Raw genomic sequence first — 23,611 nt, forward strand, 5'->3', positions numbered from 1 at the left:
CACTCTGGTGGTGCGTCGACGACCGTCGGCGCAACACCACACAGAAGGAAGCACCATGAAGCGATTCCTCATCGAGCGCGAGGTCCCTGGGGCCTCGTCGATGACCAAGGACGACCTGCGCGAGATCGCACGCACGTCCAACGCCGCCGTCGACTCCCTCGGAGTGCCCTACACCTGGGTCACGAGCTACGTCGCCGGCGACAAGATCTACTGCGTCCACGAGGCCGACGAGGCCGAGGCGATCCTCGAGCACGCCCGCCGCGGCGGCTTTCCGGCGAACCTCGTCTCCGAGGTCGTCGACGAGATCGGCCCGCACACCGCGGACCACGTCGCGGCCTGAGGGCCGGGGGAGGGAGAGAGCATGGTCGACAGCCAGCTGTACGCGCTCGTGCGCGAGCTCGCGCGCCAGCGCCACGGGGAGGCGCCCGACCGCCGGTCGCACCGGCACCGGGGTCTGCAGCGCAGTGCCCGCGAGATCTCGCTCGCGGTGCGACGCCAGCGTCGGCACGGCGAGGCCGCCTGACCCGGAGCGGCGCCCACGCGGGACGCCTCACCCGCAACACACCCGGCTACGGTCAAGGCCGCACGGTTGCATCAGTGCCGGGTTGACCGTTACCGGGTGTGTTGGCGAGGGAGCCGGCGTCGCGGGAAAATGCCGGTGTGGCAGCGGGCCGGCCGCTCTACGCTTCGACGGTGGGGCTCTTGGAGCGCGAGCGTGAGCTCGCGCGGCTCCGCCGGGCGATGGGGGACAGCGCCCGGTCGGGGCAGGTGGTCGCCGTCACCGGCGAGGCAGGAGCGGGCAAGACCAGCCTGCTTCGTGCCGCGACGTCCACCCCGACCGGCGGGCGCGTCGTGCGCGGGCTCTGCGACCCGCTCACGACGCCACGTCCGCTCGGCCCGGTCCGCGACATCCTGGCCGAGCTCGGCGTGGACCAGCCGCCCGGCACGCCCGGCCGCGGGGACGTCGAGGCGCTCCTCGTCACGGCCGTGTCCACCTGGCCGACCGGGTCGACGGGGCCGACGACGGTCGTCGTCGAGGACGTCCAGTGGATCGACGAGGCGTCGGTCGAGGCGCTGCGCTTCCTCGTGCGGCGCATCGACGCCCTCCCCGTCCTGCTCGTGCTGACCTACCGCGACGTGGAGATCGGCACGACCCACCCGTTGCGACCGTTGCTCGGCGACCTGGCCCGGCTCGAGAACTCCGACCTCATCGCCCTCCCGCCGCTCAGCGTCGACGCCGTGGGCGTGCTGCTCGACGGCACCGGGCTCGACGCAGGTGGCGTCCACCGGCTCACCGGGGGAAACCCCTTCTACGTCAGTGAGATCGGTCGCCACGCCGGCAGTGGGCTGCCCGCGTCGGTGCGTGACGCCGTGCTGGCCGGCACGAGCGAGCTGGCCGACGACGACCTCGAGGTGCTCCAGCTCGTCGCGACGGCGCCGGACGGTATCGACGACCGGCTCCTGCCGCTGCTCGGCGTGGACGCTGCCTGCCTGCGGCGCCTCGACGCGACCGGGCTGCTCGTGCGCTCGCGACGCGGGATCGGCTTCCGGCACGAGCTGGCTCGTCGAGCGGTGCGCACCTCCATCCCGCTCGGCGCCGAGAGCGGACTGCACCGCCGGCTGCTCGACGCGCTCGAGCGGGTCCGGTCGAGCGACCACGCCGTGCTGACGCATCACGCCGACGCCGCGCACGACCGGTCACGGACCAGCCGGTATGCCGCCCTGGCCGCCGAGGACGCCGCCCGCGCCGGCTCGCACACCGAGGCGGTCGCCTTCCTGACGTTGGCCCTCGACCGCGGCGACGACGAGTCGGCGGCCCGGGCCCGCATGCTCGAGGCGCTCGGCCAGGAGCAGTACATGGTGAGCCGGCTCCCCGAGGCGATCGGTTCCATCACGGACGCCATCCGGCTCTGGGAGCGCGTCGGCGACGTCCGCGGGATGGCCGCGGCGCACGACCGGGGCGCCATCATCGAGTACTACTCCGCCCGACGCCGCGAGGCCGAGCAGCACGCCCGCCTCGCGGTGGCCCGCGACGACACGGCGGCCTTCGCCTCGGCCTGCGCCACGCAGGCCTACCTCGCCTACCGCCGGCACGACCACCAGACCGCCGACGCGATCAGCCGGCTGGCACGCGAGGTGGCCGCCCGGCGCGGGGACGACGCCGTCGGGCTCCGCTGCGACATCATCGAGGACGCGAGCGAGCTGCTCCGCGGCACGCTCAACGCTCGGGGGCGGCTGCTCATGCACGCGGCCGTCGCCCTGGAGCGCTCGTTCGACGAGGTGGGGACGACGGCATACTCCAACCTGTCGGCGATCGACATCGAGCACCGGCGCTTCCGGGAGGCCGAGGGGGTGCTCGACCAGTCGATCCCGATCACGGTCGAGCGCGACATCCCCGTGTGCAACCAGTGGCAGATCGGGATGCGGGCGCGCCTGCACTTCCAGCGGGCCCGCTGGGCGGCGGCGCTCGAGGACGCCGACGCCGTCATCGACGGGCAGGGCATGCCGCTGGCGATGATGTGGCCGCATCTCGTGCGGGGGCTGGTGGCGCTCAGGACCGGCGAGGCACCGGCGGGGAGGTCCGCGACCGAACACCTCGATGCCGCCTGGATCGTCGCGCAGCGGCTCGACGAGCCCCTGGCCCACCTGCCCGTGCTGTCGGCGCTCGCCGAGGGGTCGTGGCTGACCGGCGAACCCGATTCTCGACTGGACGCGGCCACCGCCACGCTGGACGACGTCGTCGGCCTGTCGGGGGTGCAGTGGGCGGTCGGTGACCTCCTCGTGTGGCTGGCCCGGATCGGACGGGACGCGGGTTCGGAGGCGCTCCGGGACGGGGTGGCCGAGCCGTTCCGCCTGGAGCTCGCCGGTCGTCACGACGCCGCCGCAGCGGCCTGGACCGAGCTCGGTGCGCCGTACGAGGCTGCCCTGGCGGCGGTCCACGGCGACGACGAGACCCGGGCCGCGCGCGCCGTCTGGGACCTCGAGCGCCTGCCGGCGGCAGCCTCGGCCACCCGCGCCCGGGCTGTCCTGCGCGAGCGCGGGCTGAACGCGGTCCCGCCGCGTCGCCGGGCGAGCACACGCGCCAACCCGTCGGGCCTGACGAACCGGCAGCTCGACGTCGCGCGCCTCGTCGCCCGGGGCCTGACGAACGCCGAACTGGCCCGCGACCTCTTCATCTCGCCGAAGACGGTCGACCACCACGTCTCGGCCGTCCTGGGGCGCCTGGGGTTGCGCACCCGGCGCGAGATCGTGCGGCGCGCCGCCGAGCTCGGCCTGGACTGACCTGCTGGCGTATGCCGTCCGGCTCGGTCCGAGGGCCCGTACAGTGGCTGGGCATGGACTTCGTCACGCGAGGGTTCCAGGGTCGTCCCCGAGGTCGGGACGAGCGGCTGCCCCCGGGGCAGTACCTCACCGGTGACTTTCCGGTGCTGTCAGCGGGTCCGACGCCGCCGGTCGACCACGACGAGTGGGAGCTCTGGGTCAGTGCCGAGGACGGCACCCGGCACACGTGGTCGTGGCAGGAGCTCATGGCCCTCCCGGCCGAGACGGTGACCGTCGACATCCACTGCGTCACGAGCTGGTCCAAGCTCGACACGCAATGGCGCGGCGTCTCGCTCGACACGCTCCTGGCCGACGTCGAGACGGCCGCCGACTTCGCGATGGTGCACAGCTACGGGGGCTACACGACCAACCTGCCGCTCGAGGACCTCCTCGACGGGCAGGCGTGGGTCGCGTTCGAGTTCGACGGGGACGACCTGCGGCCCGAGCACGGCGGCCCCGCCAGGCTGCTCGTGCCCCACCTCTACTTCTGGAAGTCGGCCAAGTGGGTGCGCGGTATCGAGCTGATGCTCGAGGACTCACCCGGCTTCTGGGAGCAGCTCGGCTACCACGACTACGGGGACCCATGGCGCGAGCAGCGGTACCAGGGGGACTGAGCGCCCGGCGGGCCTGGCGTGAGGCCACGCTCGTCGAGCGACGTCCCGAGACCGACAGCGCGGTGACCCTCGTCCTCGACGTCCCGGACTGGCCGGGACACCTGCCCGGTCAGCACGTCGACGTGCGGCTCACGGCTCCCGACGGCTACACCGCGACGCGGAGCTACTCCGTGTCGGCACCCGAGCGGGGCGACCACGTCGAGCTGACCGTCCAGCGTGTCCCCGACGGCGAGGTCTCGAGCTTCCTCGCCGACGGTCTCGCCGTCGGCGACGCGGTGCGGCTGCGCGGTCCGGTCGGCGGCTGGTTCGTCTGGCGCGCAGGCCAGCCCGAGCCCGTGCTGCTCGTCGCCGGTGGCTCGGGCGTGGTGCCGCTCATGTCGATGCTCAGGGCCCGCGCCGGACAGGACGCGTCGGGTGCACCGCGCTTCCGGCTCGTCTACTCGGTGCGCGAGCCCGAGGACGTCATCTACCGCGACGAGCTCGAGGCGCGCGCCGCCACCGCTGGCGTCGGGGTGCACCTCGTCCACACGCGGCGTGTCCCGGACGGGGACCCGCGCCCTGTCGGGCGGCTGCAGGCGGAGGATCTCGTCGCGCCGGGGTGGACCGCCGAGGACGCGCCCACCTGCTACGTCTGCGGGCCGACGGGCTTCGTCGAGGCCGCGGCCGACCTGCTCGTCGGGCTCGGCCACGCGCCCGACCGCGTCAGGACAGAGCGATTCGGGCCGAGCGGCCCGTGAGGAGGCGACCACCATGACCGGCATCGATGAGCGCGACGGCGCGCAGGGCGGGGACGGCACGCACGGCGCTGGGGCCGCCTGGGACGGCAACGTCATGGCCGGACCGCTGTCCGAGCTGTTCGCCCTCGACGTCACGGCGGCGGTGGTCCGCTGCCGCGGCTGCGGGAGGGCCGCGGAGGTCGCCACGCTGCGCGTCTACGGTCCCGAGCCCGGGCTCGTCGGCCGCTGCCCGGGCTGCGACGACGTGCTGCTCCGGGTCGTCCGCACGCCCGACGCCGTGTGGCTCGACCTCGGCGGCGTCACCTCGCTGCGCGTCCCCACCCCACGCAACCACGCAGCCCCATCGTGATGAGAGAGGGCGGGTACCGGGAGCCCCGCTCCCGGCACACGCCCTCTTCGTCGTCGTGCGTCAGTCCTGCAGGCCGGCCTCGATGGCGGCGATGATGCGCGGCCGCATGTCGTGGGCGTCGATGACGGCGTCGACCGATCCGACCGAGACGGCCCGGTGGATGCTGTGCACCGTGTCGAACTCGGACGCAACCTGACCGAGCTTCTCGGCCCGCACCGACGTGCGCAGCTCGGCGAGCTCGGTGGCGAGGCGCGCCCGCTCCACTCCGGACGCGGCGGCCAGCCGGCGCTCGAGCTCGGCCACGCGCGGGTCGGACGCCGTGCGGGCGTCGACGTCGCGCGAGAAGACGACGGCCGCCGCCGGGGCGCCACCGAGCACCGAGGCGAACGACCCCTCCACGGCGAGCACCGTCATGCGCGGGTTGAGCGTCTTGGAGAAGACGACGAACGCGCCACCGTGGTAGCGGGAGACGACGGTGAAGATGATCGGGCCGTCGAAGTTGACGATGGCCCGGCCGATCTCGGCGCCGTACTCGAGCTGGAGGCTGCGCATCGACTCCGGCGAGCCGTCGAAGCCCGACAGGTTCGCGAGGACGACGACCGGACGGTTGCCGCTCGCGGCGTTGATGGCCCGCGCGACCTTCTTGCTCGACCGGGGGAAGAGCGTGCCGGCCGTGTAGGTGTCGGGGCCGTCGGTGGGCGGGAAGCCGCGACGCGGCACCGACTTGGACTCGATGCCGATGAGGCACACCGGGATACCGCCGAGGTGGGCGTCCTGGACGACGGCCGTCTCGGCGTCGGCCATGCCGGCCCAGCGCTCGAGCGGCTCGTGGTCCTGGTCGGAGACGGCCCGCATGACGGTGCGGATGTCGAACGGCTTCTTGCGGTCCGGGTTGGTGAGCGAGCTGAAGATCTCGCCGACCGTCGTGAAGTCCGAACCGGGTGCGTCGTGCGGGAAGAGCGTCACGTCACGGTGCGACGGGTCGCTCGTGGGGACGCGGCGCGGACCGGACTCGCCGGGGCTGACGTAGGCGTGGTCGTAGTGCGCCATGAGGATGGCGCGGGCGCCGGCGAGGTCCTTGGCCCAGTACTGCGCCTGGCCGTTCGGGCCCATGACCCGGTCGTAGCCGCCGATGCCGAAGTTGTCCTCGGCCGAGACGCCCCCGGAGAAGTCGAGCGACTGCTTGCCGGTGAGCACCATCGCACTGTCGGGCGTCATGACGAGGATGCCCTTGGTGTGCATGAGCATCGTCGCCTCGGCGTTCCAGTACGGCTGGGCGCCGACGTTGATGCCGGCGACGACGATGTTGATCTCGCCGCCCGCCTGGGTGAACTCGATGATCCGCTTGAGGGCCCGGGCCACCCAGTCCATGTTCTCGGTGCCCGAGTCCATGGAGATGCGCGCGCCGGCCGAGAGGGAGTACCACTCGAGGGGGACCTGCATCTGCTCGGCGAGGTCGATCGCCGCGATGACGCGGGCACACTCGGCCTCGGCGACCGAGCCGAGCGAACGGAGCGGGTCGCCCGACAGCACGACCCGGGTGACGCCCTCCGGGTGGCGCGCGGTCGGCGAGCTGACGACGGCCACGATGATGCCGGCCTTGTTGAGGCCCTGCGGGCGGTCGGCCGGGACGAGTGCGCCGGTGTCGTCGAGGTCGTGCTCGACGACGGTGCCGCCGTCGCCCGCGATCATCGACTGGAGCTCGTACGGGTAGACGAGGCCGCGCCGTCGGGCCCGGACCACCTTGGAGGCGTAGTCGTCCAAGGGCTTGAGCGGCTCGGTCGGCGGTGCCCCCACTGCGGCGGTGACCCCCGAGCCGGGCTGGTAGAAGAACCGGCCGGCGATCGGCAGCGGCGCCTCGCCGGGCGCCCCCGCGATGTGAGCCTGGACGAGGACCTCCTCGATGCCGGCGCCGGCCGTGACCGGGGCGATCTTGTCCTGCAGGGCCGTCAGCTGGCTGAGGTCGGCCTCGATGGTCGGCCAGATCTGCACCCACACGTGGTTCATGTCGAGCTTGGAGCCCTTGGCGCCGCGGCTCGCCCGGACCCGGCGGATCGCCTCGAGACAGTTGGCGATGGCGCGCTCGACGTGCGGCAGCCCCGAGACCTGGCCGGACTCGTCGCGCACGACGACGATCTGGCGCACCTGGGCGAGGGCGACGAGTCGGTGGTCCTCGGGGTTGTCCTTGGCGACGCACTCGTAGAGCAGGACGTCCTCGGGCGACTCGAGGCGCGTCACGTCGAAGGACGTGAGGCGCCACAGGTTGAGGCGGCGCCCCACCATGGGGTGCACGCCACGGACGAGCCGGTCCTCGACGAGCGCGCCGTCGACCGGGCGGAAGGTGAAGTAGCTGACGGGACGCCCGCGGCCGGCGCTCACGGCGACGGCCACCCGGCGTACGTCCTGCGCGAAGGGAAGCTGCTGGAGGAGCGAGGCCAGCTGCTCGCTCGCGGCGTCGGGCGACGCGGGCTCTTCGGGCCAGCGCAGGTAGAGATCGACGACGGAGTGCATCCCGGTCGGGCGCGACCACACGTCGTTGGACACGGCCGCGTCGAGGGGGCCGCCGGGCACGAGCTCGTCGACGCCGCCGATCGTCGACGTCAGGTGCGTCGGACGGTCGTCGAGCGTGTAGTCGGCGACGGCGAAGGGGCGGCCGCCCTCGGAGAAGGTGCGGAGGCCGTGCAGCTCGTGCTCGCGGTAGTGGCGCTTGATGAGCACCTCGAGCATCGGCTCGTGCTCGGGCAGCCGCTCGGGTGCCTCCTCGTGCAGCCGCTCGGCGAGGAAGCGGACGATCTGCTCGGGGATGGCCGCCAGCTCGTCGATGCGCGCAGCGTGGTCGGGTGCCTCGGGCTCGGCGGCCAGGGCCGCGAGCTTGTCCCGCACGCCGGCCAGGACGCTCTGGCGGTCCTCGTCGACGAGGGGCTGGTCGAACCAGCGGAAGCGGACGCTGCGAGCGAGGTCGCCGATGACGGGGAAGCGCAGCTGCGTCGCGACGACGAGGCGCTCGAGCACGTCGCGGGCGGCCGCGTCGTGCGGCGGCTCAGGGATCGGCTCGGCGAGCCAGCGCTGGAGGATCGAGGTCGCCAGCTGCACCTCGGGGGCCGAGCGCTGCTGCGCGAGGAAGATGCGGAAGACCGCCTCCTCGAGGTCGGGCGTGCGCTCGAAGTCGGTGACGCCGTAGTGGCGAAGGACGCGGGCGAGCTTGTCGCGGAACTCCGCCGAGAGGCCGGCGCGGTCGACGTCGAGGCTCTGGAGGTAGGAGTGGAAGTGCTCGCGCGGGCTGTGCACGAGCAGCTCGGTGTGGCGCTCCTCGGCGGCCGGGCGGTTGCGGCTCAGCTCGGCGAAGTCGGTGAGCAGCTCGAGGACCGCGATCTCCTCGCCGAGCGGGATCGTGCCTCCGGCGGCGATCTCGTCGCGCGCCGACAGGTAGCGGGTGAGCACCTGCCGGTCGCCGCTCGGGTCGCCGTCGAAGCCGAGGACGCTCGCGGAGAGGTCCTCGATGCCGCGGTCGACGCGCTCGCGCACCGTCGCCCGGCCGGCGCTCGAGTCGGGCAGGTCGAGGTCGACCCCGTCGGTGGCGGCCGCCTCGACCACCTCGTCCTCGTCGCCGGTCGGCTCGAGGCGCACGAGCGGTGCGCCGGTCTCGACCTGGCTGCCGACGGAGACGAGGAGCTCACGCACGCGCGCCGCGAAGGGGGCCGGCAGCACCGTCTCCATCTTCATCGACTCGAGGACGAGCACCGGGGCGCCCGCGGCGACCTCGTCACCCACCTGGGCGGGGGTCGCGACGACGAGCGCGGGCGCGGGCGAGCGCACGACGCCGCCCTCGTCGCGGGTGACGCGGTGGGTGATGCCGTCGACCTCGACGAGGTGGACCGGCCCGTGGGTGGCCGTGATCAGGCGGTGCGGGCGGCCCTCGACGACGATGCGGCCGGCATACTCGTCGATGCGGTCGAGCGCCGCGTCGACGACGTGCTCGTCGCCGCCGTTCGTGATGGAGACGCGGTAGCGGTGCGACGCCGTGCGCAGCACCATGACCTTGTATGCCGTGCCGCGCAGCTTGAGGTCGATGGCGCGGCCGACCGTGTGCTGGACCTGCGGGCGACCGCCCCGGGCCGACTCGAGCAGGCGGGCGCGCTCGATGGCCTCGGCGTCCTCGTAGGCCTCGATGCCGGCGGCGACGAGCGCGACGCCGGAGTGGCGGTGCGAGACGAGGCGACCCTCGGCGCGGACGCGGTCGATCCAGCCGGTGTCGGCCGAGCCGTCGATGATCTCGGGCTGGTCGAGCAGGTCGAGGATGAAGCTCTTGTTCGTCGAGCCGCCGTCGATGACGACGGTCGTCTCGGCCATGGCGCGGCGCAGGCGGGCGAGCGCCTCGTCGCGGTCGCGGCCGTGCGCGATGATCTTGGCGATCATCGAGTCGAAGTCGGCGGGGATCGAGTCGCCCTCTCCCACACCGGTGTCCACGCGAATGCCGGGACCGGCAGGGAACTGGAGCAGGCTGATGCGGCCGGGGCTCGGCGCGAAGTCGCGGTCGGGATCCTCGGCGTTGAGGCGGGCCTCGACGGCGTGGCCGCGCTGGGTGGGCCGGCCGCCCGGCAGGTCGTCGAGGCGACCGCCGTTCGCGACGAAGATCTGGAGCTTGACGAGGTCGGTGTCGGTGACGACCTCGGTGATGGGGTGCTCGACCTGCAGGCGGGTGTTGACCTCGAGGAAGGCGAAGAACCGATCGCCCGGGTGGTAGAGGAACTCGACGGTGCCGGCGCCGGCGTAGCCGACGGCGATCGCGAGGCGCTCGGCGCTCGTGCGGACCTCGTCCTCCTGCTCGGGGCTGAGCACGGGCGAGGCGGACTCCTCGATGACCTTCTGGTTGCGGCGCTGCACCGAGCAGTCGCGCACACCGACCGCCCACGCGGCGCCCTGCCCGTCGGCGATGACCTGGACCTCGATGTGGCGGGCGCCGGTGACGAGCTTCTCGAGGAAGACGACGCCCGAGCCGAACGCGCGCTGCGCCTCGTCCCGGGTGYGCTCGTAGGCGTCGGTGAGGTCGGCGTCGGAGTCGACGCGGCGGATGCCGCGACCACCGCCGCCGGCGGTCGCCTTGAGCATGAGCGGGTAGCCGATCCGCGCGGCCGCGGCCTTGGCGTCCTCGAGGGTGTCGACGCCGCCGCGGCTCCACGGCGCGACGGGCACGCCGACCTCCTCGGCGATGAGCTTGCTGCCGATCTTGTCGCCGAGCTTGTGCATCGCCTCGGGGTTCGGGCCGATGAAGGTGACGCCGACGCGCTCGCACAGCTCCGCGAACGCCGGGTCCTCGGCGACGAAGCCCCAGCCGACCCAGGCGGCGTCGGCGTTCGTCTCGCGCAGGGCGCGTTCGAGGACGGCGTGGTCGAGGTAGGGGCGCGCCGACGCGGGGCCGAGGTCGTAGGCGTGGTCGCTCTCGCGGACGAACATCGCCCGGCGCTCACCCTCGGTGTGCAGGGCGATCGTCTCGATGCGGTGGCCGTGCGCGCCTGCTGCGGCGTTGAGGTCCCGCACCGCGTGGATGAGCCGCATGGCGGCTTCGCCGCGGTTCACGATGGCGATGCGAGAGATCATCGGGGCTCCTTCTGCCGAGGGGTGGTGTCGCTCCCCGCAGCCTTCCACGCCGGCGCGGTGACCGGCGAGTAGACAGGCGCCGATTCGTCGGTTGGTCCGGTCAGCTCGGGTCAGGTCAGCTCGGCCACGACGGCCCGCACCATGCGTCGTCCGTGCTCTGCCATCCGGGGGAAGGTGTGCCGGTAGTAGTCGATGCCCGTGAGCGACGGCGCCAGCGCCCAGCCGCAGGCGCGCAGCCACGTGGCGTCGTCGGGGCAGACCGCCGTGCGGTAGGCGTCCCGGGCCTCGCCCGTGAAGGTCCAGAGTGCAGCGGCGACGTCAGGTGCCGGGTCGCCGACGCCGAGAGCGCCCCAGTCGATGACGGCGACGAGCCGGTCGTCGTCGACGACGAGGTTGCCGGGCTGGAGGTCCCCGTGGATCCACACCGGGTCGGCGCCCCAGCCGGGCGCGGACACGCACAGCTCCCAGGCGCGCTCGGCGGCCGCGAGGTCGATGCCGTCGTCGTGGGCCCGCAGGCGCTCGAGGCCTGCCCGGGCGCCGGCGTCGGCGTGCACGAGCGGGGTGCCGCGCGATCCCGGCGGCTTGGTGGGGCCGCCCGTGGCGTCGACCGCACGCAGGGTCAGGGCGAACGCTGCGAGGTCCTGGGCCAGCCGCACGTCGTCGACGCCGAGGCGTGGCGGCGTGGACCCGACGACCCAGGGCACCACGGACCACACCCACGGGTAGCCGTTCGAGGGCCGGCCGACGTGGACCGGCACCGGCACGGCCGCGGGCAGGTGCGGGGCGAGCAGGGGCAGCCAGCGCGCGTCGGACTCGGCCTGGTCCTGGGCCCAGTCGATCTTCGGCATGCGCACGACGAGCTCGCTGCCGAGCCGGAAGAGCACGTTGTCGGTGCCCTCGACGTCGTCGGGCAGCGTGGTGACGGGCAGGTCCCCCCACTGTGGGCACTGCTCGGCGACGAGCCGCTCGACCAGCTCGGGTGTGGCGCGGACCTCGTCCTCGTGCATCGGCATCCCGGTCACGCTAGGCGGGTGGGAGCTCGGGGGCGACGGGTTTTCCGGACTGACACCGGCGAGCGATAGCGTTCTCGCCCGTGACCACGATCGACGACGTCAGGCAGGCCGTTCGCACCGCATCCGGGGTGTCCCTCGACGTCGTGCTCGGTCCGATGAAGTCGGGAAAGAGCCTGGCCCTGATCTCGACGCTGTCGCCGCTGCAGTTCACCCGCGTGAGGCACCGCGTCTACCAGTCGGAGCGGCACGTCCGCGACACCGGCGTGACCTCGCGCAGCGGCGGCGAGCTCGCGACGACGAAGGTCTCGTCCCTGCACGCCGCCCTCGACGAGCAGCTCGACGTCGTGGGCGTCGACGAGGTGCACATGTTCGACCTCGACGACATGGCCGTCATCGGCGAGCTGCTGCGTCGCGGCACCCGCGTCGTCGTCGCCGGGATCGACCTCGACCACCGCGGCGAGCTCTTCGCCCCGGTCCGGGCCCTGCTCGAGCTCGGGCCCGACACCGTCGCCTACCGGCGCGCGGTGTGCGACCAGTGCCGTGACTTCAGCGCCACCCACACGCAGGTGCTCCGCTCGGGTGAGCCCTTCCTCGACCACCTCGGCGGTTCCGAGGCGCTGCCCGACGACGGCACCTTCACCTACGAGGCGCGCTGCCGCTCCTGCTTCGTGCGTCCCGCACGGGTGGGCGTCCGGTGATGCTGCCCGGCTGCTGTGCACTGGGTTGTCGCTGTGACCCAGACACTCCTCGCCACGGCCTGAGTCACCTGGCGACCCAACGCACAGGGGCCGCGTCGGGTCACAGCGACGCGGCGGCCCGCTCCCACGGGCGGTCGGACGCGAGGAGCGGCTCCTCTGCGCCCATCCACGCGTCCCAGAACTGCTCCGCCTCCCCGGGTGTCCGGCCCAGCTCGACCTCCCGTCGGATGCCGCGCTGCCGCGCCTCCAGCCGGTCGGACTGCACCCAGACGACCGCCTCGGCACGGGCAGCCAGCGACGCGCGTCCCGCGCCGACGCCCTCGAGGACGAGAACGCCCTCGGCCAACGTCACAGCTCCGTGCCACGCGAGGTCGTCGGTGTGGACGACGGCGCCGTGGAGCAGGGCGGCCACGCGTTCGGCGAAGGTCGTCTTGCCGCTGCCGGAGCGTCCGTCGACGAGCAGCACGCCGCGACCGTCTGGAAGCGGGGGCGCGAGCAGCGCCGTCAGCCCGTGGTCGGCAACGGTCCGACGTGTCAGCGCGGCCGTCGAGCACCTCGTGATCCGTCTGCTCGGTCCGTTTCGTCCGGCCTGGCGACGGTGGGACGGACCGCAGGCCGTGATTCGCGCGCTGGGGCCCGAGGAGACGTGATGGGCGTCGTCGAGCGGCCCGGCAGGACGGTGAGAGCGAGCCCCATCGCGACGACGGCGAGCGCCACCACCGCCTCGACGACGGCAGACCAACCCGGACCCGACCACGCGTAGCCCAGCACCCATCCGACGAGCGCGGACCCGCTGTAGTAGAAGACGTTGTAGAGCGCCGTCGCCTGGGCCCGTCCGGTCGTGGCTCGGGCGCCCACCCAGGCGGATGCCGTCGCGTGAGCCGCGAAGAAGCCTGCGGTGAGCACGAGGAGCCCGACGACGACCACCACCAGCGCGCTCGAAAGGGTGAGCAGGGCGCCCATCACCATGGTCAAGGTGCCGCCGAGGAGCACGCGGCGCCGCCCGAGGCGCGGCACCCATCGGCCGGTCAGGCGCGAGCTGACGGTGCCGGCGGCATACGCAGCGAAGATCAGCGACCCGACCGTCGCGGGCAGCCCGAACTCGGGTCCCTCGAGACGGAAGGCGAGGTAGTTGTAGACCGCGACGAAGCCGCCCATGAGCAGGGCGCCCTGGGCGTAGAGCGCGAGCAGCGCAGGGTCGCGCAGGCTCGTGCGGATGCCGTCGGCGACGGTCCGGGCGGTCGTGGCGGTCGACGGTCGGTAACCGCGCGGACGGGGCATGAGGCGCAGGAACACGACGGAGGCGACCGCGCACACGGCGGCCACGGTGAGCAGCGCCGGCCGCCAGCCCACCAGGCCGGCGAGGGGTCCGGCGATGAGGCGTCCGGCCGCGCCGCCGACGGTGGTGCCCGAGATGTAGGCCGCGGCGGCGGCCGCCGTGTGGCGCGCATGCACCTCGTCGTGCAGGTAGGTGACCGCCAGTGCCGGGAGGCCGCCGAGGGCCATGCCCTCGACGAGGCGGAGCCCGAGGAGGACCTCGATGGTGGGGGCGAGCGCGACGAGGACACCGAGCACGGTCGAGGCGACGATGGCCACCTGCATCGCACGCAGCCGGCCGACGCGGTCGGCGACCCACGACCACGGCAGAACCGCGATCGCGACGCCGAGGGTGGCGAGCGAGACGGACAGCGCGGCCTCGGTCGGACTCACCCGGAGCCCGCGGGCCAGGGTCGGGAGCAGCCCTTGCGGCGAGTAGAGCTGCGCGAAGGTCGCGACTCCTGCGGCGCCGAGCCCGACGAGGATGCGACGGTACTCGCGGCTCGCGGGAAGGTGTCCGGCCCAGGTCATGCGCTCGTCCGCGGCGGCCGTGCTCAGCCGGCCATCGCGAGCACCAGGGCGATGAGACCGCCGACGAGCAGGGCGGCGACCGCGAGGCCGGCGAAGACGAGGCCGATGCGCTGGTCGCGCACCCTCCGTCCGGATCCCTCCACGAGCACCGACTCGACGGGCTCGACGGGCTGGGGGACCTCCGCGGCCTCCTGGTCCCCGCTCGGTCCTTCGTTCATGGGAGCTCCATCGGTCTGGTCCTGCGGATCACGGTGGCTGGGCATGACAGACGAGCCTATCCTCGCGGAGGTCCTGGGCCCGGTTCGCCCGGCGCCGTCGGCCGTGTCGGTCAGACGGCGGTGGGCTCGGCGACGTCCGGGGTGGACCGTCCGTGCGCCTCGTGCAGCGCGCGGGCTGCCCACACCGGGTCACCGTGCAGGCTCGAGGCGCCGCAGAGCTCGGCGACCTCGTCCGTGGCGCCATGGGCCGCGAGGTGCACCGTCGTCGACCCGGCCAGCCGCCGGAGCGCCGGCGCGTGGGCTGCGAAGGCGGTGGACCGGTGGGCGGCGACGACGACAGCCGCGGGCCGGAGCATGCGACAGGTGTGGGCGAGCTCGGCCGTCGGCGTGTTGGCGCCGAGATAGCTCGAGCGCCACCCGAGCCGCGACAGGACGATCGCGGTGGCCATGAGCCCGAACTCGTGGTGCTCTCCGGGCATGCACGCGAGCACGGCGAGCGGGCCGTCGGCGCGCTCGGGGGCCTCCATCAGGACGGAGAGCCGCGAGCGCAGCACGTGGCTCGCGAAGTGCTCCTGGGCCACCCCGATCGAGCCGGCCGACCAGCGCTCGCCGACGTCGTGGAGGTAGGGCAGCACGACCAGCGAGAGCGCGTCCTCCACGCCGAGCTCGTCGAAGACCCGGCTGAGGACGCGGTGCCCACCGGTCTCGTCGAAGCTCTCGAGCGTCTCCTCGAGGCCGTCGCGCCACTCGCCGGGTGTCGTGCGGTGCGGCGTGGTCATGGAGGGCTCCCTCGGGTCGGGCCGGGGACCGTGAGCGCCCGGTGAGAACTGCGGCGTCGTACCCGTTCCGCTCAGCCTGCTCACCGTCGTGACCGAATCGTGCCCTCCGGGCGCAAAGTCGGTTGGCGCGGCCGCGTCCTGCGCACAGGATGGGGTATGCCGTCCTCCGCCCTCCCGCGCGCCACCGTCCTCCTCGAGGTGGCGTGCGACGAGTCCGGTTCGGAGGGGGAGAAGCTCGTCCGAGGCAGCACCGACACCTTCGCCCATGCGAGCGTAGACGTCACGACGTCGACGGCGACGGCGACGATCGAGCGCGTGCGCGTCGAGGCCAGGTCGCCGGCGACGGAGGTCAAGGCGAGCGTCGTGCTGCGGCCCCAGAACCGGCGGCTGCTCGAGTGGCTCCTCGGCGCCGACGGGCCGCTCCTCGGCCGAGCCCACGTGCACCTCACCGACAAGGCCCTGCACCTGACGGGCCGCATGGTGGCGCTGCTCGATGGCGGACCGGCGTCGCTCCCGGACAGCGCGCGTCGATCGGAGCAGCTGCACCGCACGGCCGTGCGACGCCTGGGTCGGCAGGGCTGGGAGACGGTGCTCGCCGACTTCAACGACATCGTGCGCGCCCGCTCGCTCGACGAGGCGGCCGAGAGCGCCCAGGCCTTGCGCCGCGGGCTGGCCGACGTGGCCGACCTCGCTCCGGACCTGGTGGCAGGGGTGCCCGCGGGTCCGGAGGCGCTGCTCGCCCTCGTGGCGCGCGGTCGGGGCGTGCTCGACCCGATCGTGCCGGCGTTCGCGGAGGTCCTGCGTCACTGGGGAGCGGTCGGTCGTCCTCTCTGGGTGGTCCACGACGTGCAGGCGACCCTCACCGATGCGGCGATCCGCACGGCCGTCGGCTCGAGGGCCGACGGGTCGTCGGAGGCGCTCGAGGGCATCAGCTTCGTCGACTCGCAGGACGACCCGCGCGTTCAGCTGGCCGACTTCCTCGCCGGCGCCTCACGACGGATCGCTTCGCAGGTGCTTGCGGGACAGGCCGATCCGGGACTCGTCGACCTCATCTCTCCCTATGTGAGCCCGCGCTCGACCTGGCTCGACGCGTGGCCGGGTTCCGGTGCGCCCCAGCCTCTGGTGCCGGAGGGCACCCGCACGTGTCAGGCGGTGCCGAGCCGCGTGATCCAGTAGCTCGAGGCCGTCACCGCTCGTGATCGGTGGGCCGCCGGTGACGGCGATGCGTCGCGTGGCTCCGGACTCGCCGTCGACCTGCCACAGGCCGCCCACACGCGTGTTGTTGAGCACGAACACGTCCTCAGTCAGTGCGCGAATGCCGTTGGCGTTGAATGTGTTCGGGGGACTGGCCGGCCACGCGCCGGTCAGGTCCACGAAGCGGGCAGGGGACCCGGTGGGGTGGCCGCTGCGGGTGAGGCGCACGACGGTGAGCCGGTCGACGCTCGAGTCGGTGACCCACACCGCGCGAGGGGTGACGACGAGGTCGTTGAGGAAGCCGGCCTCGGGGACGACGGTGTCGCCGGTCACGGCTCCGGAGACCGCGTCCACCGCCCAGACGTGCCCCTCGGTGCCGAGGCTGCCCACGGCCCAGACCAGTCCGGTGCGGCGGTCGAAGAAGAGGCCACGCAGTGAGCGGCCGGTGGCGGGAGAGAGGAGGGCGCGGACGGTCCCGGTGCGCAGGTTGCCTTTGACGATGCGTCCGTCGCCGAACGAACCGACGTAGAACGTGGCGCCCGGCCCCGAGGTGATGCCCTCCGGTTGGAGTCCGTTGGGGAGGGGGATCCTCGCCGGGAGGCGACCGCCGGGGCGGCCCTGCTCGGCGGAGGCGACGCGAGGGAGTGCCATGGTGCACGGCGTTGTGGTTGTCCGTGTTCCATGCTGCGCCGATGCACGGTCAGAAATCGAGGCCTGGACCCAGGATCTTGGCGCGGGTGTGCCGTTGCACGTGGCAACGGCCCACCCGCGTCAGCAGCCCTCGGGTCGCCTCAGCGGAAGAGGTCGAGCTTCCCGTGCTTCTCGGCCAGCAGGTAGTAGACGGTGACGCGGTTCTTCGTGCGGTCGCCCTTGAGCGTCTGGCCGACCTCCGCCAGTGAGGCGTCGAGCTCGGCGTCCGAGTCGGTGAGCCCGAGCTTCTTCTTCATGAATCCGTCACGCACGCGGTCGGTCTCGGTCTTGTCACTGAACGACACGAGTGCCGAGTCGCGCTTCTGCAGCGCGATACCGCAGTGCCGGACGATGCCCTTGATCGCGGCGTCGTCGGCGTCGGGGGAGTACTTCTTGACGTCTGCTGCCCAGTCTTCTGCCATGTGCCGTGCCCCTCTTCGTTGAATGGCTGGAACACGAGTGACGCTAGACCCGCCCACGTCGCCTGAGAGGGGTTTCGCGACGAGACTTCACCTCGAGGCTCCGGGCGCTTGCCGTCAGGCGGTGAGGGCCGCCCAGGTGCGGGCGCCGACCACCCCGTCGGCCGTGAGATGGCGCGACTGCTGGAAGGCCTGGGTCTTCGTCGCCGTCATCGCGCCGAAGACGCCGTCGGCGGTCAGCGCGTGGCCGCGGTGGGTCAGCAGCTTCTGGGCCGCGACGACGGCCTGGCCGCTCGAACCGCGCTTGACGGTCACGACGAGTGCCGACCACGTCTTCGGGCCGACCACGCCGTCGGCCGCCAGGCTCCGGGCGTGCTGGAAGGAGATGACACGGCTCTGGGTCGTCGGGCCGAACGCGCCGTCGACCGTGAGGGTGTAGCCGTGGTGGCGCAGCAGGTGCTGGATCGCCGTGACGCGGAAGCCGCTTGCGCCGCGCTTGACGGTCGTCCACGTGATCGGAGCGGGCGCCGGCGCGCCGCCACCTCCGCCGCCGATGCGCTTGGCGAGGGCCGCGAGCCGGGCATCACCCGGACGCACGTTGATCTCGAAGTGCATCTCGTCCTTGCGGCCGGAGTAGTCGCCGCCCCACCGCACGACTCCGTTGCAGGAGTTCAGGATCGAGCGGATGTGCGAGCGCTGTGTGGCGCTGAAGGTGCCCGACTTCCCGAGCGGGTGGCGGGGCGCGTTGAGGTCGATGGCGGTGCCGCTCGAGTGGTTCGACAGCGACGTGCTGCCGGAGATGACGCGGTAGCTGTGCCCCCAGCACCAGCCCTTGACTAGCGCCTCGACCTCGCGGTCGAAGCGGCGCGCGACGTAGCCGAGGACGACGTGGACGTCGCCGCGGCGCACCCCGGCCGGGAAGGTAGCGGCGCCGACGGACAGTGCGTCGAGCGGGACGACGGCCGACGAGCCGGCCGACCAGCCGTTCTGCGAGGTCGCGGCCTGCGCGGCGGTGGCCGTGGCGGCGACGAGACCGCCGCCGATGAGCAGGCCGCCGGCGCCACGGAGCAGCGTGCGACGGCCGACGGAAGGACTGGCGGTTTCGTGGAGCTCAAACATGACGGACCCCTGAGCGTGTGTCGACGGCGTGGACGCGGGCGCGTCCGCAGGGCCGACGCTAGGGCCGGGCGCCCTTGCGGTACATGGGGAGAACTCCCCGCCCGGACGCGACGAGGGCGTCGCCGAGGGCGGTGCGCCAGTAGAGCACCTCGCGACCCGAGCGCCGGCGCAGCACCGCCCCGGCCGCGAGCAGGACCTTGAGGTGGTCGCCCACCGAGCCGAGCGGCATACCCGTGCGGGCGACCAGGGCGCTCGTGCTCGATGGTCCGTCGAGTCCGCGCAGCAGGCGGGCTCGGGCGCTCCCCACGAGGCACTCGAGCCCGTCGTCGGCCTGGCCGTCGACCTCCGCGAGCGCTCCGGTGACGGGGTAGTAGATCGCATAGCGCCGCGGCAGGTGCCACCCGACCCAGGTGGCGGTGCCGTGGGCGGGCACGAAGTAGAGGTCGGCGTCGTCGTCGAGCACGCGCGAGGGCAGGTCGAAGCGGTTGATCCGCAGCTGGCCGTCGCCGAGCCACTCCCGGTCCCGACCGAGGTCGCGCAGCACGGCCGCCCAGCCATGGGTCGCGAGCCGGGCCGTGCGCGAGACGATGTCGGCGCGCAGGATGCGCTCGCGACGGGCCCAGTCGGTGGCGAGGGCATGTGTCCAGACCCACTCGAGCAGCTGCGCCGCGTGCTCCGCGGTGCCGGGCCGGGTCAGGATGCGAGGGAGCGTCGTCTCGGGACTGCTCTCACGCAGGCACGCGCGAACCTGCTTGTCTCCCAACGTCCGCACGTCGTCGATCTCCTCGGCGAAGGTGCGTCCGGGGCCGTCGGGCGGCAGCGCGAGCCAGTCGGAGATCCAGCCGGGCCGCCAGCTGTGCTCGAGGACGGCACGTCGCACCGGGTGCTCGGCCAGCATCTCCTCGAAGGACTCGCGGTGCGCTGACGCGAAGGCGCGACCGGCGGCATCGCTCGGCCGCACGAGGTCGTTGAGGGCGGCGACCGTCTCGATGCGCGGAGACACGACGAAGCGGCTCCGCGCCAGCAGGTCGGCCGAGATCTGCCACGTCCCCATGTTTCGCCTCCGACCGAAACATTAGCGTGGGCGACGTCGGGCCGTCAGGGTGACCGGGTGAAGACCTACCGCCAGCTGTTCGCCATCCGTGAGTTCCGGGTCCTCTTCCTCGTCCAGTGCCTCAACGTCGGGTCGTATGCCGTCGCGTCCCTCGCGCTCGGCACCATCACCTTCGCCGCCACCGGGTCCCCGATCCTGACGGCGCTCGCGATGTTCGGCGCCCCGCTCATGCGGCTCGTCGGCCAGACGCTCTTCGGGTCCGGCTCCGACCTCGTGCGGCCACGCACCGCGCTCGTGGTCGTCGCCGGCACGACCATGGTGACGGACCTGCTGCAGGCGCTGCCCGGACTCGAGTGGGGATGGCGCTTCGCGCTGCTCGCGGTCGGGCCCCTCATCACCTCGGCCCTCGGCGGCAGCATGATGGCGCTCGTCTCCGACATCCTCCCGCCCGACGGCTTCATCCTCGGCCGGGCCACGATGAACATCGCGGTCGGCGGCATGCAGATCGTCGGCTACGGCATCGGTGGCCTGCTGCTCATCACCTTCTCGACGACGCAGCTCTTCCTCGGGGCGGGAGCAGCGCTCTTCGTCGCGGTGCTCCTGCTGCGCCTCGGCCTCTCGGACCACCCGCCGCGCCATGCCGGCGCGTCCCTCGTGCGCCGCACGCGCGAGGTGAACCGGGCCTTGCTCGGCTCGCGCGTCATCCGTCCGCTCTACCTGACGATGTGGGTCCCGAACGGCCTCATCGTCGGCTGCGAGGCGCTCTTCGTGCCTTTCGCGGGCGAGCGCGCCGGCTACCTCTTCGCCGTCACGGCCGCCGGGATGCTCCTCGGCGACATCGTCGTCGGCCGCTTCCTGGCGGTCGCGCTGCGCGACCGTCTCATCGGTCCGCTGCGCCTGCTGCTCGCCGTGCCCTACCTCGCGTTCTTCCTCGTCCCGTCGCTGCCGTATGCCGCCGCGCTGGCCTTCGTGGCGTCCGTCGGCTACTCCGCGAGCCTGCCCCTGCAGGAGCGCCTGGTGTCGCACACCGACGGTCAGGCGCGTGGTCAGGTGTTCGGCCTGCAGGGCACCGGGCTCATGGTGGGCCAGGCCTTCGGTGCCCTGCTCGGCGGCGCGGTCGCGAGCGCCCTGGGGGTGGGACCGGTCGCGGCCTCGCACGCGATGGGGGTCATGGCCGCGGCGTCCGTGCTCGTCTCGATCGCCCTCACGCCCGGCCTGCGCCGCTCGCGGCCAGGTTACCCGGTGCTCGAGACCGCCCCGACCTGAGGCGGTTCGCGGGCGGGGCCGCCACACTGAAGCGTGCTGCCCGCCGCCGCACGAACCGGGTGCCGAGGTCGGTGGGCCGGCCGGTGGGCTGCGCCCCGGCAGCGCGGTAGAACCATCTCTTGCCGAACTCGACGAGCACCAGGTAGCCGACGACCATGAAGACGAGGGCGGCGAAGAAGCCGCCGGGTAGCGGCGCGAAGCCGAGTGGCGCGGCCAGCGGCGACGACGGGAGCACCGCGCCGACGAGGACGACGCCGAGGGCCGCGAGCGTCAGCGGCAGGCTGGGGTGGCTCCGGAAGAAGGGGATCGCGCGCGTCCGGATGGCGAAGATGACGAGCGTCTGGGTGGCCAGCGACTCGACGAACCAGCCTGACCGGAAGAGGTCGGGCCCGGCGTGGAAGACCCAGAGCATGATCCCGAACGTGAGGAAGTCGAAGATCGAGCTGAGCGGTCCGAAGAGGAGCATGAAGCGGCGGATGAAGCCGATGTCCCAGTGCGACGGCCTCAGCAGCTGCTCCGGGTCCACGTTGTCGGTCGGGATGGCCAGCTGCCCGGTGTCGTAGAGCAGGTTGTTGAGCAGGATCTGTGACGGCAGCATCGGCAGGAACGGCAGGAAGAGCGACGCGCCGGCCGCCGAGGCCATGTTGCCGAAGTTGCTCGACGTCCCCATGAGGACGTACTTCAACGTGTTGGCGAAGATGCGCCGCCCCTCGACGACGCCGTCGGCGAGCACGTCGAGGCTCTTCTCGAGCAGGATGACGTCGGCGGCGTCCTTGGCCACGTCCGTGCCCGAGTCGACGGAGATCCCGACGTCGGCGGCGTGGAGCGCGAGCGCGTCATTGACGCCGTCGCCGAGGAAGGCCACCCCGCCCCCGCCGTGACGGTGCGCGCGGACGATGCGTGCCTTGTGCTCGGGGCTGACCCGCGCGAAGACCGTCGTGGCGGTCACGGCGTCGATGAGGTGCTCGTCGTCGAGGGCGTCGAGGTCCGCGCCGGTGAGCACCTCGTCGCCCGGCAGGCCCAGGTCGCTGCACACCTTGGCCGCCACGACGGCGTTGTCGCCGGTCACGACCTTGACGCGGACACCGAGGGTGGCCAGCCGGCCCAGGGCCGCGGCGGCGTCGGGCTTCGGTGCGTCGAGGAAGACGAGGAGGCCGCGCAGCTGGAGGCCGTGCTCGTCCGCGGCCTCGGGTGCCCGGGCGGTGGCGACGGGTCGGCTGGCGACGGCGATCACGCGGTTGCCGGCCGCGAACTCGGCATCGAGGGCGGCGCGGGTCCCCGGTCGCACGTCGACACACCGTTCGAGCACGGTCTCGGGGGCCCCCTTGGTGACGAGCTGCAGGGCCCCGGCCGGGTCGCGGACCACGACGGACAGCATCCGGCGCTCGTGATCGAAAGGCAGCACTCCGAGCACCTCGAGCGCGGTCGGCGACTCGCGGACCAGAGCCGTGGCGGGCGAGTCCCACAGGGCCGCGTCGAGCGGGTTCGTCCCGACCGCCGCTCCTCCCGGGACGTTCTCGGTGCAGAGCAGCCCCCACCGCACCACGTCCTCCGAGCGCTGTCCGTCCACCGGCACGGCCCGCGCGTAGTCGATTCGACCGGCGGTCAGGGTGCCCGTCTTGTCGGTGAAGAGCAGGTCGATGTCACCGAGGTCCTCGATGCAGACGAGCCGCTTGACGAGGACCTTGCGCCGGCTCATCTGGCGCGACCCCGCGGCCAGGCTCGTCGAGGCGACGGCGGGCAGCAGCTGTGGCGTGATGCCGACGGCGATGGCGAGCGAGAAGAGCAGGGCGTCGAGGAACGGCTTGTGAAGCAGCACGTTGATGACGAAGATCGCGGTCGTCAGGGCGCCGGCGACCTTGACGAGCAGCATCGAGAAGCGCCGCAGGCCGACCTGGAACTCCGTGTCGAGCTGGTGGGTGCTGAGACCGGTGGCGATGGCCCCGAACTCGGTCCGGGAGCCCGTGGCGACGACGACGCCGCGCCCGCTGCCGGCGTGCACGACGGTCCCCATGAGCGCACATCCGCAGAGATCGGCGAGGGAGGCCGCCTCGTCCACTGCGTCGGTCGTCTTCTCCACCGGCTGGGACTCGCCCGTGAGCACCGACTCGTCGCACTCGAGCCGGGCGACGAACACGAGGCGGATGTCGGCGGGCACCACCTCCCCGAGGCTGAGCTCGACCACGTCCCCCGGCACGATCGAGGTCACGTCGACGCGGCTGAACGCTCCACCCCGCAGGACGACTGCCTCGTGGGTGACCTGCGAGTGGAGGGAGGCCGCCGCCTTCTCTGCGCGGTACTCGTTGACGAAGCCCAGTCCCACGGAGACGACGACGATGAAGCCGATGATGACGGCGTCGCCCTGCTCACCGACGAAGTACGACGCCGTCGCGGCGACCAGCAGCAGGCCGAGCAGGGGGGAGTCCAGCTGGTGCCACAGGACGGTGAGGACACGCGCGTGGTGGGTCGCGATCGCGTTGGGGCCGTAGGTGACCCGTCGCTGCTCGACCTCGCCGGGGCCGAGTCCGCGGGAGGGGTCCACGCCGAGGGACTCGAGCACCTCGGGCGCAGCTCGCGCGGCAGCGGCGCGGATCGACGCCGCTCCGCCGCTGGGTGCCAGCACCCCGGAGGTCACGCCTTCATCGTGCTCCTCGGGACGGAACCAGGCGGCCCTTCGCGGCAGACAGCCGAGGT

General features: G+C 73.0%; 19 protein-coding genes. 9 read left to right on the forward strand and 10 right to left on the reverse strand.

Annotated features, from left to right (window positions below; translation table 11 throughout):
- The first annotated feature begins 55 nt into the window (after nucleotides 1-55).
- The 6 genes from AB4030_RS07820 to AB4030_RS07845 all read left to right on the forward strand — a co-directional run bounded on the left by AB4030_RS07820 (nucleotide 56) and on the right by AB4030_RS07845 (nucleotide 5,021).
- Nucleotides 56-340: a DUF4242 domain-containing protein gene (locus tag AB4030_RS07820; protein ID WP_442278641.1), complete on the forward strand. Its 285-nt coding sequence runs from the start codon at nucleotides 56-58 to the stop codon at nucleotides 338-340.
- Nucleotides 341-361: 21 nt separating this feature from the next.
- Entirely contained in the window at nucleotides 362-523 is a 162-nt protein-coding gene (locus tag AB4030_RS07825; RefSeq protein ID WP_442278642.1) for a hypothetical protein, read from the forward strand.
- Between the two features lie 170 nt (nucleotides 524-693).
- Nucleotides 694-3,282 carry an ATP-binding protein gene (locus AB4030_RS07830; protein WP_442278643.1) on the forward strand — a complete coding sequence of 863 codons (2,589 nt, stop codon included), beginning with the start codon at nucleotides 694-696 and terminating at the stop codon, nucleotides 3,280-3,282.
- Nucleotides 3,283-3,335: 53 nt separating this feature from the next.
- Entirely contained in the window at nucleotides 3,336-3,935 is a 600-nt protein-coding gene (locus tag AB4030_RS07835; RefSeq protein WP_442278644.1) for a sulfite oxidase-like oxidoreductase, read from the forward strand.
- Nucleotides 3,905-4,672 (forward strand): ferredoxin reductase, encoded by a 768-nt coding sequence (locus tag AB4030_RS07840; RefSeq protein WP_442278645.1) that lies wholly within the window; start codon nucleotides 3,905-3,907, stop codon nucleotides 4,670-4,672. Before AB4030_RS07835 ends, AB4030_RS07840 begins: the two co-directional genes overlap by 31 nt.
- A gap of 13 nt (nucleotides 4,673-4,685) precedes the next feature.
- Nucleotides 4,686-5,021, forward strand: coding sequence for a DUF6510 family protein (locus AB4030_RS07845; RefSeq protein WP_442278646.1), 336 nt, complete (start codon nucleotides 4,686-4,688; stop codon nucleotides 5,019-5,021).
- A 60-nt stretch (nucleotides 5,022-5,081) separates the two neighbouring features.
- On the opposite strand, the gene AB4030_RS07850 is transcribed toward AB4030_RS07845, so the two are convergent.
- Together AB4030_RS07850 and AB4030_RS07855 are read right to left on the reverse strand one after the other, a co-directional pair.
- Nucleotides 5,082-10,619: an ATP-binding protein gene (locus AB4030_RS07850; RefSeq protein ID WP_442278647.1), complete on the reverse strand. Its 5,538-nt coding sequence runs from the start codon at nucleotides 10,617-10,619 to the stop codon at nucleotides 5,082-5,084.
- Nucleotides 10,620-10,729: 110 nt separating this feature from the next.
- Nucleotides 10,730-11,632 carry an aminoglycoside phosphotransferase family protein gene (locus AB4030_RS07855; protein ID WP_442278648.1) on the reverse strand — a complete coding sequence of 301 codons (903 nt, stop codon included), beginning with the start codon at nucleotides 11,630-11,632 and terminating at the stop codon, nucleotides 10,730-10,732.
- Between the two features lie 80 nt (nucleotides 11,633-11,712).
- Between AB4030_RS07855 and AB4030_RS07860 the strand changes: the two genes are divergently transcribed.
- Complete coding sequence (locus AB4030_RS07860; RefSeq protein ID WP_442278649.1) at nucleotides 11,713-12,330, forward strand: thymidine kinase; 618 nt, start codon at nucleotides 11,713-11,715, stop codon at nucleotides 12,328-12,330.
- A 100-nt stretch (nucleotides 12,331-12,430) separates the two neighbouring features.
- Here AB4030_RS07860 and AB4030_RS07865 read toward each other — a convergent pair whose 3' ends face one another.
- From AB4030_RS07865 to AB4030_RS07880, 4 genes are all read right to left on the reverse strand, one after another.
- The gene (locus tag AB4030_RS07865; RefSeq protein WP_442278650.1) at nucleotides 12,431-12,796 is read right to left on the reverse strand and encodes a hypothetical protein; all 366 of its coding nucleotides are present in this window, start codon (nucleotides 12,794-12,796) and stop codon (nucleotides 12,431-12,433) included.
- Nucleotides 12,797-12,864: 68 nt separating this feature from the next.
- Nucleotides 12,865-14,178, reverse strand: coding sequence for an MFS transporter (locus AB4030_RS07870; protein ID WP_442278651.1), 1,314 nt, complete (start codon nucleotides 14,176-14,178; stop codon nucleotides 12,865-12,867).
- 23 nt (nucleotides 14,179-14,201) lie between these two features.
- A complete protein-coding gene (locus tag AB4030_RS07875; RefSeq protein WP_442278652.1) occupies nucleotides 14,202-14,396 on the reverse strand; it encodes a hypothetical protein in 195 nt (64 codons plus the stop codon).
- 110 nt (nucleotides 14,397-14,506) lie between these two features.
- The gene (locus AB4030_RS07880) at nucleotides 14,507-15,175 is read right to left on the reverse strand and encodes a cobalamin B12-binding domain-containing protein (RefSeq protein ID WP_442278653.1); all 669 of its coding nucleotides are present in this window, start codon (nucleotides 15,173-15,175) and stop codon (nucleotides 14,507-14,509) included.
- A 156-nt stretch (nucleotides 15,176-15,331) separates the two neighbouring features.
- Here AB4030_RS07880 and AB4030_RS07885 point away from each other — a divergent pair, with 156 nt between their 5' ends.
- Nucleotides 15,332-16,351 carry a hypothetical protein gene (locus AB4030_RS07885; protein WP_442278654.1) on the forward strand — a complete coding sequence of 340 codons (1,020 nt, stop codon included), beginning with the start codon at nucleotides 15,332-15,334 and terminating at the stop codon, nucleotides 16,349-16,351.
- Nucleotides 16,352-17,160: 809 nt separating this feature from the next.
- On the opposite strand, the gene AB4030_RS07890 is transcribed toward AB4030_RS07885, so the two are convergent.
- The 3 genes from AB4030_RS07890 to AB4030_RS07900 form a co-directional block, all read right to left on the reverse strand.
- A complete protein-coding gene (locus AB4030_RS07890) occupies nucleotides 17,161-17,481 on the reverse strand; it encodes a DUF2853 family protein (protein WP_442278655.1) in 321 nt (106 codons plus the stop codon).
- A 114-nt stretch (nucleotides 17,482-17,595) separates the two neighbouring features.
- Entirely contained in the window at nucleotides 17,596-18,597 is a 1,002-nt protein-coding gene (locus AB4030_RS07895; protein WP_442278656.1) for a peptidoglycan-binding protein, read from the reverse strand.
- Nucleotides 18,598-18,655: 58 nt separating this feature from the next.
- Nucleotides 18,656-19,651, reverse strand: a complete 996-nt coding sequence (locus AB4030_RS07900; protein ID WP_442278657.1) for an ArsR/SmtB family transcription factor — start codon at nucleotides 19,649-19,651, stop codon at nucleotides 18,656-18,658.
- Nucleotides 19,652-19,708: 57 nt separating this feature from the next.
- On the opposite strand from AB4030_RS07900, the gene AB4030_RS07905 reads away from it, so the two are divergent.
- A complete protein-coding gene (locus tag AB4030_RS07905; RefSeq protein WP_442278658.1) occupies nucleotides 19,709-20,917 on the forward strand; it encodes a hypothetical protein in 1,209 nt (402 codons plus the stop codon).
- On the opposite strand, the gene mgtA is transcribed toward AB4030_RS07905, so the two are convergent.
- The gene (gene mgtA / locus AB4030_RS07910) at nucleotides 20,856-23,552 is read right to left on the reverse strand and encodes a magnesium-translocating P-type ATPase (RefSeq protein ID WP_442278659.1); all 2,697 of its coding nucleotides are present in this window, start codon (nucleotides 23,550-23,552) and stop codon (nucleotides 20,856-20,858) included. The two genes, AB4030_RS07905 and mgtA, sit on opposite strands and share 62 nt — an antisense overlap.
- Between the last annotated feature and the right edge of the window lie 59 nt (nucleotides 23,553-23,611).

It is taken from the genome of Terrabacter sp. 2YAF2 (assembly GCF_052114705.1).
Lineage (GTDB): Bacteria > Actinomycetota > Actinomycetes > Actinomycetales > Dermatophilaceae > Terrabacter.

What these genes read in the sequence shown, in the direction of transcription:
- AB4030_RS07820 (WP_442278641.1), top strand. Translation starts at nt 56, where the DNA reads ATGAAGCGATTCCTCATCGAGCGCGAGGTCCCTGGGGCCTCGTCGATG.
- AB4030_RS07825 (WP_442278642.1), top strand. Translation starts at nt 362, where the DNA reads ATGGTCGACAGCCAGCTGTACGCGCTCGTGCGCGAGCTCGCGCGCCAG.
- AB4030_RS07835 (WP_442278644.1), top strand. Translation starts at nt 3,336, where the DNA reads ATGGACTTCGTCACGCGAGGGTTCCAGGGTCGTCCCCGAGGTCGGGAC.
- AB4030_RS07840 (WP_442278645.1), top strand. Translation starts at nt 3,905, where the DNA reads ATGGCGCGAGCAGCGGTACCAGGGGGACTGAGCGCCCGGCGGGCCTGG.
- AB4030_RS07845 (WP_442278646.1), top strand. Translation starts at nt 4,686, where the DNA reads ATGACCGGCATCGATGAGCGCGACGGCGCGCAGGGCGGGGACGGCACG.
- AB4030_RS07855 (WP_442278648.1), bottom strand. Translation starts at nt 11,632, where the DNA reads ATGCCGATGCACGAGGACGAGGTCCGCGCCACACCCGAGCTGGTCGAG.
- AB4030_RS07870 (WP_442278651.1), bottom strand. Translation starts at nt 14,178, where the DNA reads ATGACCTGGGCCGGACACCTTCCCGCGAGCCGCGAGTACCGTCGCATC.
- AB4030_RS07875 (WP_442278652.1), bottom strand. Translation starts at nt 14,396, where the DNA reads ATGAACGAAGGACCGAGCGGGGACCAGGAGGCCGCGGAGGTCCCCCAG.
- AB4030_RS07880 (WP_442278653.1), bottom strand. Translation starts at nt 15,175, where the DNA reads ATGACCACGCCGCACCGCACGACACCCGGCGAGTGGCGCGACGGCCTC.
- AB4030_RS07885 (WP_442278654.1), top strand. Translation starts at nt 15,332, where the DNA reads ATGCCGTCCTCCGCCCTCCCGCGCGCCACCGTCCTCCTCGAGGTGGCG.
- AB4030_RS07890 (WP_442278655.1), bottom strand. Translation starts at nt 17,481, where the DNA reads ATGGCAGAAGACTGGGCAGCAGACGTCAAGAAGTACTCCCCCGACGCC.
- AB4030_RS07895 (WP_442278656.1), bottom strand. Translation starts at nt 18,597, where the DNA reads ATGTTTGAGCTCCACGAAACCGCCAGTCCTTCCGTCGGCCGTCGCACG.
- AB4030_RS07900 (WP_442278657.1), bottom strand. Translation starts at nt 19,651, where the DNA reads ATGGGGACGTGGCAGATCTCGGCCGACCTGCTGGCGCGGAGCCGCTTC.